The following is a 12,774-nucleotide window of genomic DNA, read 5'->3' as shown; positions in this document are numbered from 1 at the left end:
CCGATGGCATTGACGCTCGCCCGTCGCGGCCTGATCCTGCTGGCGAGTCTCTTCGTCAGCAGCATCGTCGTCTTCGGGTTCATGCAGGTACTCCCCGGCGATCCGGCACGAGTCGCCCTGGGGATCACTGCATCCGAGGACTCCGTGGCCCGCCTGCGTCAGGAGTACGGGTTGGAGGAACCCCTCCTCACCCAGTACGCCTCCTGGATGGCCGGGCTGCTCACCGGTGACATGGGCGCGAGCTATGTCACCGGTGAGCAGATCGCACCCCGACTGTTCGACGCACTCGCAGTCACCGGATGGCTCGTGGGCGCAGCGCTCCTCGTCGCCGCAGCAGTCGCCGGCCCGCTCGGCACCGTCATGGCCGTTCGGCACCGTCACCTGGACGGAATCGCCTTGACCGCACTCTCCCAGGTCGGCATCGCGATCCCGGCCTTTCTCGCCGGGATGATCTTGGTCGCCCTGGTGTCCGTACGGTGGGATCTCCTGCCCTCCTCCGGCTGGGTCGCACCCGCGCAGGATCCCCTCGCCTTCCTGGAACATCTGGCCCTGCCCGCGCTCTCCCTGGGGCTGATCCAGTCCGCCGTCCTCTCCCGATACATCCGCAGCGCCGTCCTGGACGTCCTGCGCGAGGACTACATGCGTACCGCCCGGTCCAAAGGGTTCACCCCCACCCGCGCCTTGATCCGGCACGGTCTACGTAACGCAGGCGTTCCCGTGGTGACCGTCCTGGGGTTACAGATCTCCGCCATGCTCATCGGCGCTGTCGTCGTCGAGAGGGTCTTCGTCGTCCATGGGCTGGGAAGTCTCTTGTTGGAGGCCGTCCGCCTACGCGACCTGATCGTCGTCCAGGACGTGGTGATGCTTCTGGTCGCGGTCGTATTGGTGATCTCCTTCCTCACCGATGCCCTCCACGTCCTCATCGACCCACGGACGAGAGCACCACGACGATGACCGAGAAACAGCTCCCGCTCCCTCCCGCGCCCGAGATCGCTCCCGGCGCTATCCGTGGACGTCTGCCCCGGGGCGCACTCGTAGCAGGGGTATTCCTGGTCGGGGCGCTCCTGGCCACCACCGCATTGTCCTTTCTGTGGACCCCCTACGACCCGGTTCTCATCGACGACACCCCCCGTCTGCTCCCGCCCAGCGGGGAACACTTCTTCGGCACCGACGCCTTCGGACGCGACGTCTTCTCCCGGATCCTCCACGGCAGCAGGACCACCCTTTTCGTCGGCGTGGTCGCGGTGGCGGTGGCAGCCGGGGTCGGTGTGCCACTGGGACTGAGCGCGGCGATGTCCTCCCGACGATGGCTGGACGAACTGGTGATGCGGACCTCGGACGTCCTGCTCGCCTTTCCTGCACTGCTGCTGGCCATCATGTCGACTGCTGTCTTCGGTGCCAGTACCGGCATGGCGATGGTTGCGATCGGTATCGCCAACATCCCGGCTTTCGCGCGGGTGGCCCGCGCAGGCGCGCTCGCGGTGATGGCCAGCGACTACGTGTCCGCTGCGCGGGTGGCAGGCCGGTCGTCCCTGGCTGTGGCGCGGCAGCACGTCCTGCCGAATATCGCCAGTCTGCTGATCGTCCAGGTCTCTGTGTCCTTCGCGATGGCGGTCCTCGCCGAGGCGGCCCTGTCCTATCTGGGCCTCGGTACACCGCCACCGACGCCGTCGTGGGGGCGGATGCTGCAGGAGAGCCAGGACTTCCTGTCCACCGAGCCCTTGCTGGCCTTCTTCCCCGGTACGGCGATCGCCGTCGCGGTCCTGGGATTCAACCTGCTCGGAGACGGTCTGCGAGACCTGCTCGACCCTCGGTTGGAAGGCCGTCGATGACCACGATGCCGCCCCGCACCGACGGCTGGGAACCGGACGACGATGCGCTCCTGCAGGTCCAGGGATTACGGATCGCCACGTTCCGTCGAGAGCTCGTCCACGACATCGACCTGACGGTACGGCGCGGAGAACGGGTCGGCCTTATCGGCGAATCAGGTTCGGGTAAGACCTTGACCGCCTTGGCCGTGATGGGGCTGCTCGACGAGAACCTCCACGCCACCGGTCGGATCCACCTCGCCGGTGTGCAGGGAAACCTGCTCGACCTGGGGGAGAAAGACCTGTCGAGACTACGGGGCTCTCGGATGGGCATGGTCTTCCAGGAACCGATGACGGCGCTCAACCCGACGATGCGGATCGGAACGCAGGTCGCCGAGACGATGCTCCTGCACGGCCGTACGAACCGGGCCGGAGCGCACCGTGAGGTGATCCGCCTGTTGACAGATGTGCGTCTCCCCGACCCGGAACATGCTGCTCGCGCCTACCCCCATCAGCTCTCCGGCGGACAGCGTCAACGGGTGGTCCTGGCCATGGCCTTGGCCAACTCCTCTGACCTGTTGATCTGCGACGAACCGACCACGGCCCTGGACGTGACCGTTCAGGCCAATGTGCTCGACCTGGTCGTACGAGGTGTCTCCCGTCCCGGGGCCGGACTGCTCTTCATCAGTCACGACCTGGGGGTGATCGCCACGGTCTGTGATCGAGTGGTGGTCATGTACGACGGACGTGTCGTGGAGACCGGGAACGTGCGAGAGGTGCTGTCCTCTCCCGTCCACGACTACACCAGACGTCTCGTCGCTGCCTCCGAACTGCGAGACCTGGAAGAACGTCGGAAAACCGGTCCCGCCGCTGCCCGACCGACCTCCACCGGCCGGGACCCGGACCGGGCCGAGGGCCGCACACCGGGCAAGGGCGACTCCCTGATCCAGGTGCGATCGGTCACCCGGGAGTACCGGCGACCTCGGATCTCCTTGCGGGAGCCACCCCCCGTGGTGACGGCGTTGCGGGACGTCGACCTGACCGTCCACAAGGGGGAACGTCTCGGCATCGTCGGCGAGTCTGGTTGCGGGAAGTCGACCTTGCTGAGATTGATCGCAGGGATCGACCACCCCACCCAGGGTGCCGTCCTGGTGAACGGACGCCAGGTGTCCGGCGTCCCCGAGCGTGGACTCGGTTTCCTGCGTGCCAGCCTGCAGATGGTCTTCCAGGATCCGATGGGCTCCCTGGATCCGAGGATGCGCGTCTACTCGTCGGTACGGGAACCTCTCTTGGCGACCGGATGCGAAGGACACCGGGAACGGATCTGGTCCCTGCTCGACTCCGTCGGGATCGCGCCGGAGAGCGCCACCCGCTATCCCCACCAGTTCTCTGGCGGACAACGGCAGCGGATCTCCATCGCACGCGCCATCGGACCGGAGCCGGACATCCTCCTGGCCGACGAACCGGTCAGCGCGCTGGACGTCTCGGTACGGGCACAGGTGCTGGACATCCTCGACCACCTGGTCGACGATCTCGGGCTCACCTTGGTCTTCGTGTCGCACGATCTCTCCGTCGTCCGTCATGTCTGCGAACGTGTGGTCGTGATGAAAGCAGGGCAGATCGTCGAAGAAGGGCCGGTCGGGCAGATCTACACCGACCCTCGACATCCCTACACCCGTCGTCTCGTCGCCAGCATCCCCACCGTGGAGCGTGCGCTCTCCGGGGTGACGGCTGCCGACCTGGCTGCAGCCCGGGCGGAGGAACACCCCACGGAGAACGCCGATGCATCGACACGATGACCGGATCGTCCTCTCTCCGACCGATCTGACCACCTTCCTCGCCTGCCCGCACGCCAGCAGGCAGGACCTGGAGGTCGCTCGAGGCCTCAAGCCGGCGCCTCCCCGCAGCGCGGACGACCAACTGATGTTGATCTCGGCGCGGGGCATGGCCCACGAGCGGGAGTACCTGCGACGGCTGGAATCCGACGGCCGCCGGATCGTCGAGATCGGTCGACACCCCGACCTGCGGCTGGCCGAGGCGCGGACGGTCGACGCCATGCGCGCCGGAGTCGATGTCATCTACCAAGGAACCTTGTACGACGGGACCTGGCTGGGCTACGCGGACTTCCTCATCAAGGAGACCCAGGCTTCCTCCCGTTTCGGCCAATGGGCCTACGACCTGGTCGACACGAAGCTCTCTCGCCATCTGAGCACCGCAGCGCTGCTCCAACTCTCCACCTATGCAAAGCGACTGGAGACCTTGCAAGGGGTGCCACCGCAGCGGCTGACCGTGATCACCGGCAACGGTGAAGAACAGGTGTGGCGACCCGACGATGTCGCCGCCTACGCAGCCCGGGCCCGCGCAGGCCTGGAGACCTTCGTCGCAGCAGCAGTGAGCGACGACCCGTCCGCGCACACCGAGGGTCACCCCGTCGCTCACTGCGCCCGCTGCCATTGGCTTCCCGACTGCCAACGGACCTGGGAGGACACCGACGATCTGAGCCTGGTCGCCGGGATGAGACATCCTCACCGGGCAGCTCTGCAGGCTGCGGGGATCAAGACGGTAGCGGGACTCGCCGCGGCCACGGAGGAACAGATTCCCGGAGTCGGACGGGGCACCTATGAACGACTACGTCGTCAGGCCGGGATCCAGATCGCCGAACGGGAGGACGGCCGGCCACGCTACGACCTGCTTCCCCATGTCCCCGGGAAAGGCCTCGCCTCACTGCCGCTGCCGGACCCAGGTGACGTCTACCTGGACTTCGAAGGAGATCCCTTCGCCGGTGACGGTGCAGGGCGGGAATATCTCGCCGGCCTCTACGACCGGGACGGCGGCTTCCACACCTGGTGGGCACATGACGACCCGGCAGAAGGCCGCCTGACGGCTGACCTGCTGGAGTTCCTGGTCCAGCGATGGCATCAGTACCCGGGCATGCACGTCTACCATTACGCGCCCTACGAGGAGAGCGCGTTGAAGAGGCTCACCGGCCGTCACGGGGTCGGCGAATCCGAGCTGGACGCGCTGTTGCGGGGCGGTCGACTGGTCGACCTCTACGCCGTGGTCCGACAAGGACTGCTCGTGGGCAAACCGTCGTACTCGATCAAGAAGCTCGAAGACCTGTACTGGGGGCATATCCGCCACGGCGAAGGTGACGAGGTTGCCGACGCGATGAGCTCTGTCGTGGAGTACGAACGCTTTCTCGAGTCAGGGGACGCGGAGATCCTCCGACGGATCGCGGAGTACAACCGGGAAGACGTCCGCTCGACCCTGGCCCTGCACGACTGGTTGGAGGAACGCCGCGACGAGCTGGCCGGGCGTCTCGTCGAATCAGGGCAAAACCCTCCGGAACGACCTTCATCGAACTCGTTGGAGGAAATCTCTGAGAGCGAATCGGCTGCCGCTGAAAGAGAACTTGCGGAAAAATTGCTCGCCGCAGGGCACGACCTCCTCGCCGGGCTGATCGGGTGGCATCGACGCGAGGACCGTCCTGACTGGTGGGACTTCTTCCGCAGGGCGGGGATGAGCGACGAAGAGCTCCTCGAAGACACCGCAGCCATCGGACGACCCGGTTCCCCGATCCCGGCGGGAGAACGAACCGGGAAGAACGGGCGGGCGACCAGTCGGTTCTGGAAATACTCCTTCCCACCACAGACCTGCAAGCTCCAGATCGACTCCGCTGCCCACGACGTGGACACCCGGGCATCCTGCGGGAAGATCATCGAGATCGACACCGGCCGAGGAGAGATCGTGCTCTCCCGGAAAGCCTCGCTCGACCCGGCGGCGCCACGCGGCATCATGCCCTCCGGCCCGATCGACAACGCCGTCCTGCGGAGCTCGCTGATCCGCCAGGCCGAAGAACTCCTCGCCGGCGGATCACCCACCGGGATCGCGCTCGTCACCAGGAAGGTTCCGGACGACTTGGCCCTCCGACCGGGGGAGAGCCCTGCCGACGCGGTCCGTAGGGTGGGATCCTCCCTGGGCGGGAACGTACTCGCCGTCCAAGGACCACCAGGCGCAGGCAAGACCTATGCCGCTTCCCGACTGATCCGGGCGCTGCTCGACCACGGACACAAGGTCGGTGTCACCGCACAGTCCCATGCGGTGATCCGCAACCTCCTCGACGAGATCGGACGACCTGCGCTGCACAAGGTCGGCACTGTCCCGACCGGGGCGCAGGACCCGTCCGGAGTCGTCCAGGTCGCCGACAACAAAGCCATCGGCAACGCCCTCGCCGCAGGGGAGACACAGCTCGTCGGTGGGACGGCCTGGCTCTGGGCCCGCGAGGAGATGACCGGCTCCGTGGACATCCTGGTCATCGACGAAGCAGGCCAGTTCTCCCTGGCCAACGCTGTATCGGTCGCCAACGCGGCACATTCGGTGGTTCTCCTGGGTGATCCCCAACAGCTGACCCAACCCACCAAGACCGACCACCCGCACGGGGCCGGGGTCTCCGCACTGGGCCACCTCATCGGAGGACACGACGTCATCCCACCTGACCGGGGTCTCTTCCTCGATGTCACCTACCGAATGCACCCTCAGGTCACCGCATTCGTGTCCCAGCTGAGCTACGACGGGCGTCTGCGAACTGCACCGGACCGCGAACAACAGTCGGTGCAGGCCCCAGGCTCAGTACACGGGTCGGGATTACGGCATGTACCGGTGCCCCACCAGGGGAATGTTCAGGACAGCGACGAAGAAGCCCAGACCGTGGCCAGACTGATCGACGATCTGCTACGAGGACAGTTCACCGACGCCCAAGGACGGGCCCACCCGATGACAGCATCGGACATCCTCGTGGTGGCGCCGTACAACGCCCACGTGGCCCGGCTGAGGTCACGGCTGCCGGACGAGATCAGAGTCGGCACGGTGGACGCCTTCCAAGGGCAGCAGGCCCCGGTCGTCATCTACTCGACCGGCAGCTCCAGCGCCCTGGATGCACCCCGAGGTATCTCCTTCCTGTACGACGTCCACCGGCTGAACGTCGCGGTATCCCGTGCGAAAGCGCTGGCGGTATGGGTCGGATCGCCCTCGTTGCTGGATGCGGCCGCCGCGACACCGGAACAGATCCGGTTGGTGAACGCCTTGTGCCTGTTCACCGCACAGGCACAGACGGTCTAACAGCGGGCATACCCGGTAGCGGATGACACCCTGCCGGGCCTTCGCCTCTGCCTGTAGCCCCCGCCCAAGACGGAGACCTCGCCTCCAGACCTTTCTCGCTACGCTGGAGGTGTCAGCACAAATCCCCGGCTCGCTGGTCGGTGCACGGTCCGCCGTGGACGTTTCGAGACCCCGCACCATCCGCCGCGGTGCGCGAGGCACGTGCCACTTCTCGTCCCAAGGAGCGACATGACCGACTGGGCCTTCGAAACTCGCCAGATCCACGCCGGACAGAGCCCCGACCCGGCGACGGGTGCACGCGCGCTGCCGATCTTCCAAACCACCAGTTATGTCTTCCAGGACGCCGAGACCGCGGCCAACCGGTTCGCCCTCGCCGACCTGGGACCGATCTACACCCGCTTGGGCAATCCGACCACCGAGGTCGTGGAGAACCGTCTCGCGTCCCTCGAGGGTGGGGTCGGCGCCCTGCTGGTGGCGAGCGGAACGGCTGCGACGACGTACGCGATCCTCAACGTCGCCCAGGCGGGCGACCACGTCGTGGCGAGCGCGGCACTCTACGGCGGCACGTACAACCTGCTCAAGTACACGCTTCCACGCCTGGGTATCCAGACGACCTTCGTGCAGGACCCGGCCGACCTCGACCAGTGGCGAGCTGCTTTCCGTCCGAATACGAAGATCGCCTTCGGTGAAACCATCTCCAATCCCGACCAGCAGGTGTTGGACGTCGAGGCCGTCGCGGGGATCGCCCACGAAGCGGGAGTGCCGTTGTTCGTCGACAACACGGTCGCGACGCCTTATCTGATCCGTCCGATCGAGTACGGCGCAGACGTGGTGATCCACTCGGCCACGAAGTACCTCGGCGGACACGGCACCTCGCTCGTCGGCGCGCTCGTCGACGCCGGGACCTTCGACTACACCCGGGAACCGGAGAAGTTCCCGCAGTTCAATACACCCGCGGAGAGTTACCACGGACTCGTCTACGGGCGTGACCTCGGTGTGGGGTCGCCCTTCGGCGCGAACATGTCGTTCATCCTCAAAGCACGGGTCGATCTGCTGAGGGACACGGGCGCAGCTGTCTCCCCTTTCAATTCCTTCCTGCTGTCCCTCGGGTTGGAGACACTTTCCCTCCGGATGGAAAGGCATGTCGACAACACCCGTAAGGTCGTCGAACATCTGAGCCGGCACCCGCAGGTCGAGTCGGTGAACTATGCCTCGCTCGAAGGGAACCGTGATTTCGAACGGGCCAGGAAATACTGTCCCAGAGGGTCCGGCGCGGCCTTCAGCTTCGAGATCACCGGTGGCTTGGACGCAGGCCGACGCTTCGTCGACGCCTTGGAACTGCACAGCCATGTCGCCAACATCGGCGACGTGCGTTCCCTCGTCATCCATCCCGCGTCGACCACGCACAGCCAGGGCAGCGACGAAGACCGGGCAGGCGCGGGAGTTACGCCGGGTCTGATCCGTCTGGCTGTCGGTCTCGAACATATCGACGACATCCTTGCCGATCTCGACCGGGGATTCGCCGCTGCTGCGGCCTGACACGGACTGGAGCCTGTCCCGGACACCACGACTGATGCCCGGGACAGGCTCCGGGGAAAAATTTGCGTGACCTAACCGGGTCGACGTGACTCGTCGTACATCCGTTCGATGTGCTCGGGAAAATGCTCGAGCACGGCCCGTCGACGTAATTTCATGCTCGGGGTCAGCTCCTCGTGCTCGATCGACAGATCGCGCTCCAGGAGGGAGAACTGTTTGACGGTCTCCCAACGGTTGAGCCCCGCGTTCAACTGGTCGATGTACCCCTGGACCAGTTCGCGCGCTGCAGGCGAGGTGACGACCTGTTCGTAGGAGCAGCCTGCCATCCCGTTCCTGGCAGCCCAGGCGGCGATCGCTTCCTCGTCGAGTGTGACCAGAGCGCTCGCGAAGGGCTTGCCGGCTCCGATGACCAGGAACTGGCTGACGTAGGGACACAGTCCTTTGAACTGGGCTTCGATCTGGGCCGGCGCGATGTACTTGCCGCCTGAAGTCTTGAAGAGGTCCTTCTTCCGGTCGGTGATCGTGACGAATCCGTAGTCGTCGATCTCCCCGATGTCACCGGTGCAGAAAAAACCGTCCTCGGTGAACACCTCGCGGGTGGCCTCAGGTTTGTGGTGATAACCAGACATGACCCCCGGCCCTTTGACCAAGACCTCACCGTCCGCGGCGATCTTGACCTCGGTCCCCGGTGCCGGCCAACCGATGGATCCGAAACGGAAGCAGCCGGCATGGGGGCGGTTGACGGTGGTCAGCGCTGCAGTCTCCGTCAACCCGTAACCCTCGCAGATGAGCAGCCCGAAAGCAGCGAACCACCAGCCCACCTCAGGATCGAGCGGGGCCGAACCGGAGATGAAGAAACGGATCCGGCCGCCGAATCGCTCTCTGACCTTGCTCAGCACGAGAGCGTCGGCGAGAGCATGTTGCATCAGCAGCAGAGGCGGTAGCTTCCGCCCTGCCTGCCGATGGACCGCGACCTGTTGGCCGACCCCGAGCGCCCAGCGGATGAGGGCGGCCTTCACCCCGGTGGCTTCGTCGAAGGTCATGCCGACCTTGGCTTTCACCTTCTCGAAGATGCGAGGGGCCGCGCCCATCCACGTAGGCCGGACGACGGCCAGATTGTCGACGATCCTGTCCAACCGCCCGTCCACCGCAGTGGGGAAGCCGATCTGGATCGGGATGGACAAGAGCACCTTGCCGAAGACGTGGGAGAGCGGCAGCCACAGATATTGCAGATCGTCCTCGGTCATCAGGTTGATCGAGGCGATAGCTGCTCCGGCCCAGACGAAGGCGTCGTGCGTGAGCTCCGCCCCCTTGGGTGGCCCGGTCGTCCCAGAGGTGTAGATGATGGTGGCCAGATGCCGGGAGGTGAGTGCGTCGATGCGTTCGTCGACGGCGGTGGGACGGTGGTGGAGGAATTCGTCCCCCATCTCGGCGAGCTCGTCCACGGTGATGACCCAGCCGTCATCGTTGTCGGACAGTGACGCATCGTCGAAACAGACGACCCGGGTGACTTGGGGGATCTCGTGACGTCGGGTCCGTAATTTCGCGACCTGGCCGGCATCCTCGGCGAAGACGATGCCGGAGCCGGAATCAGCCAGGAGATAGGCGACGTCGCCGGCATTCGTCGTGGGGTAGACCGTGGTGGTGGCGCACCCTGCGCACATCACCGCCAGGTCGGCGACGATCCATTCGAAGCGGGTCGCGGAGGCGATGGCGACACGGTCGCCGATCCGTACGCCCAGAGCGAGCAGGCCGGCAGCCCAAGCCCAGACGAGATCCCTGGTCTCCGCCCAGGTGACATCGACGAGGGTGTCCTCCTTGAAGTACTTGTAGGCGACTAGGTCTCCTGAGGCAAGGACCCGGTCGCGGAAGACGTGTGCGATGCTCGGCCTGCGGTTCTCCAAGATCTCTCGATCGATCTTTTCTTGTGTCGCTTCGGAACTGCTCATGCCGACTCCTTCGCTCCATGCCATGTCGGGCGGGACGACCTGGTGGGCGACATCGTGTTCGTCCTCGGACGGCACGCTGCTGCGGCGCGTCGGTGCATCCGCTCTAGGGCTGGCTTTCAGGCTCTCATCGATGGATGCGTGTTGGGGCTTTTGTCGGGGTGTGACTTGTTCCGGGATCGTCGCCTCGGTCGGTGATCTCTGTGCTCCGGAGGGCGGGGACCCGGTGAGAGCGGATCTGTGGACGGGCTTGCGCATGAGCTCGGGAATGGTGCAGGGGCATGGTCCGTTGTTCACCGCGCAGCCCTGTCCGTTTCCCTGATATCGCGGAGAGGGCCTGGCCACGGCGGCGGTGGATGTCCGGTCGTGGCCCGTCAAGGACATCGAGCACGGTGGCGTCCGGAGTCCCGTAGGGAATCCACGTTTCCGGGGTTCGGGAACCAAGAGATGGGTGGGAGACGTGCAGGTCGACATACTGGTGATCGGATGGGGTAAGGCCGGGAAAACCTTGGCTGCCCGGCTGGCCGCATCCGGTCGTTCGGTGGTGCTGGTGGAGAGATCTCCGCAGATGTACGGGGGGACCTGTATCAATGTGGGCTGCGTCCCCACGAAGGATCTGATCGTCTCCGCAGAGACGCGTCGTGATTCTGACGATCCGGCCACCTATTTCGCCGAGGCCGTGGCAGGTCGGAATGCCTTGGTGGGGGCGTTGAACCGTGCGAACCATGCGCTGCTGGCCTCGTCGTCCTCGGTCACCGTGCTCGACGGGAATGCGCGTTTCGTCGGGCCGAAGCGGGTCGTGGTCGAGCGGAACGGCGATGAGGTCACGGTGGAAGCCGGGACGGTGGTCATCGGTACCGGGGCGGTTCCCCGCACGATCGAGGTGCCGGGGTCGAAGGGTCCTCGTATCTTCGATTCCAGCACGATCCAACAGGTGGATCCGATGCCGGAGCGGCTGGTGGTCGTGGGCGGGGGTTTCATCGGTCTCGAGTTCGCGAACATGTTCGCTCACTTCGGTTCGTCGGTGACCGTCCTCGATGCGGGCGCCGAGTTCCTTCCCAGAGTCGATCGGGACGTGGCGGTGGAGGTCCGCGCCACATTGACCGACCGGGGCGTCGACATCCGGCAGGGTCTGCAGATCGAGGAATTCCGTGATCTGGGGGATTCGGTGGAGGTGCGGGCTGGCGACGCCTGCTTCGAGGCGGACGCGGTGCTGGTTGCGACGGGCAGGGCGCCTGCCACAGTTGGTCTCGGTCTGGAGACTGCAGGGATCGATACCGACGAACGAGGTTACGTGCTGGTGGACGACCAGCTGCGCACGACTGCCGAGGGCGTCTTCGCGGTCGGGGACGTGAACGGCGGACCTCAGTTCACCTATATCTCTTTCGATGACTTCCGAATCGTCTGGGACGCCCTGGCCGGTTCGGGCGAGCGTCGACGCTCTGACCGTCGGGCAGTGCCCAGCAGTACTTTCATCAGTCCGCCGTTGTCTCAGGTGGGTATGACCGAACAGGAGGCCCGTGAATCGGGGCGGACGGTCGTGGTCGCGAAGAAGAAGGTCGCATCCATCGCGGCGATGCCGCGCCCGAAGATCCTGGGCGAGACCCACGGGCTGATCAAGTTCTTGATCGATGCCGATGAGCACACCGTTCTAGGGGCGACGCTCTTCTGCACGGATTCGCAGGAGCTGATCAACATGGTGGCTCTGGCGATCCGCTTGGGCGCCACGGTGGAGGATCTGCGGGACGGGATCTGGACGCATCCTTCCAGCACCGAGGCCTTCAACGAGGTTCTGGCCACGACCGCTCCGCTGATCTGAACCGTCCGCGACAGGGACGGGGCCGCCCTTCGGACGCGGAGGTCCGGGGCGGCCCCGTCGTCGGGTGGGACAAACGCGTCAGTCGACGGTGAGCTCTCCCATAGGCCCCCATCCGGTCGACTCGAACTGGGTGTTGATGATCTGCGGGGTCGCGGACAGATACTGCGGAAATTCCTGCTGCATCTGCGCGAAATGGCTGCTCTGAACATGGGGTTCGGCGCCGTCGTCCTCGAAGGCCTCGATCAGCACGTAGGTGTTCGAGTCCTCGACGCTGCGGCTCCACTCGAACCAGAGATTCTTCGGTTCGGCCAGCGTGGCCTGGGTGAACTCGCGTGAGATCTCTGGCCACCGGTCGGCATACTCGGGCTTGACGGGGAACTTCACGTTGATGAGGATCATGACGGTCAGCCTAGGCGCGGCCTCCGTCGAGAATGTGCCGAGCGATGCCGGGTCCGGGTGCGCTCATTGCTCGAGGGGTGAAGAGTTGGCACCGCAGCATGCGCCGACCGGTCCGGAAGGAAGCCTCACCCGGTATAGCTGCCTATCC

General features: G+C 65.5%; 8 protein-coding genes. 6 read left to right on the top strand and 2 right to left on the bottom strand.

Annotated features, from left to right (window positions below):
* The first annotated feature begins 3 nt into the window (after positions 1–3).
* The 5 genes from AUCHE_RS04400 (at position 4) to AUCHE_RS04380 (ending at position 8,465) form a co-directional block, all read left to right on the top strand.
* Positions 4–954, top strand: coding sequence for an ABC transporter permease (locus tag AUCHE_RS04400; protein WP_006502068.1), 951 nt, complete (start codon positions 4–6; stop codon positions 952–954).
* Complete coding sequence (locus tag AUCHE_RS04395) at positions 951–1,832, top strand: ABC transporter permease (protein WP_006502067.1); 882 nt, start codon at positions 951–953, stop codon at positions 1,830–1,832. The genes AUCHE_RS04400 and AUCHE_RS04395 overlap by 4 nt, the downstream gene beginning before the upstream one ends.
* Positions 1,829–3,607 carry a dipeptide ABC transporter ATP-binding protein gene (locus AUCHE_RS04390; RefSeq protein WP_006502066.1) on the top strand — a complete coding sequence of 593 codons (1,779 nt, stop codon included), beginning with the start codon at positions 1,829–1,831 and terminating at the stop codon, positions 3,605–3,607. The genes AUCHE_RS04395 and AUCHE_RS04390 overlap by 4 nt, the downstream gene beginning before the upstream one ends.
* Positions 3,591–6,926, top strand: coding sequence for a TM0106 family RecB-like putative nuclease (locus AUCHE_RS04385; protein ID WP_006502065.1), 3,336 nt, complete (start codon positions 3,591–3,593; stop codon positions 6,924–6,926). The genes AUCHE_RS04390 and AUCHE_RS04385 overlap by 17 nt, the downstream gene beginning before the upstream one ends.
* Before the next feature lie 228 nt (positions 6,927–7,154).
* Positions 7,155–8,465 carry a bifunctional o-acetylhomoserine/o-acetylserine sulfhydrylase gene (locus tag AUCHE_RS04380; RefSeq protein ID WP_006502064.1) on the top strand — a complete coding sequence of 437 codons (1,311 nt, stop codon included), beginning with the start codon at positions 7,155–7,157 and terminating at the stop codon, positions 8,463–8,465.
* Positions 8,466–8,536: 71 nt separating this feature from the next.
* On the opposite strand, the gene AUCHE_RS04375 is transcribed toward AUCHE_RS04380, so the two are convergent.
* Entirely contained in the window at positions 8,537–10,411 is a 1,875-nt protein-coding gene (locus AUCHE_RS04375; RefSeq protein ID WP_006502063.1) for an AMP-dependent synthetase/ligase, read from the bottom strand.
* Between the two features lie 457 nt (positions 10,412–10,868).
* Between AUCHE_RS04375 and AUCHE_RS04370 the strand changes: the two genes are divergently transcribed.
* Positions 10,869–12,227, top strand: coding sequence for an FAD-dependent oxidoreductase (locus AUCHE_RS04370; RefSeq protein ID WP_040321564.1), 1,359 nt, complete (start codon positions 10,869–10,871; stop codon positions 12,225–12,227).
* Positions 12,228–12,305: 78 nt separating this feature from the next.
* Here the strand turns inward: AUCHE_RS04370 and AUCHE_RS04365 are convergent, their stop codons facing one another.
* A complete protein-coding gene (locus tag AUCHE_RS04365; protein WP_006502061.1) occupies positions 12,306–12,626 on the bottom strand; it encodes a putative quinol monooxygenase in 321 nt (106 codons plus the stop codon).
* Positions 12,627–12,774: the final 148 nt, after the last annotated feature.

The organism is Austwickia chelonae NBRC 105200 (genome assembly GCF_000298175.1).
Classification (GTDB): Bacteria; Actinomycetota; Actinomycetes; order Actinomycetales; family Dermatophilaceae; genus Austwickia; species Austwickia chelonae.
The sequence above is the reverse complement of the archived record's forward strand: the minus strand, read 5'-3'. Positions and strand labels throughout refer to the sequence as shown.

Bases quoted from the DNA above. Each gene is read 5' to 3' on its own strand.
- AUCHE_RS04400 (WP_006502068.1), top strand. From the start codon at position 4: ATGGCATTGACGCTCGCCCGTCGCGGCCTGATCCTGCTGGCGAGTCTC.
- AUCHE_RS04395 (WP_006502067.1), top strand. From the start codon at position 951: ATGACCGAGAAACAGCTCCCGCTCCCTCCCGCGCCCGAGATCGCTCCC.
- AUCHE_RS04390 (WP_006502066.1), top strand. From the start codon at position 1,829: ATGACCACGATGCCGCCCCGCACCGACGGCTGGGAACCGGACGACGAT.
- AUCHE_RS04385 (WP_006502065.1), top strand. From the start codon at position 3,591: ATGCATCGACACGATGACCGGATCGTCCTCTCTCCGACCGATCTGACC.
- AUCHE_RS04380 (WP_006502064.1), top strand. From the start codon at position 7,155: ATGACCGACTGGGCCTTCGAAACTCGCCAGATCCACGCCGGACAGAGC.
- AUCHE_RS04375 (WP_006502063.1), bottom strand. From the start codon at position 10,411: ATGAGCAGTTCCGAAGCGACACAAGAAAAGATCGATCGAGAGATCTTG.
- AUCHE_RS04365 (WP_006502061.1), bottom strand. From the start codon at position 12,626: ATGATCCTCATCAACGTGAAGTTCCCCGTCAAGCCCGAGTATGCCGAC.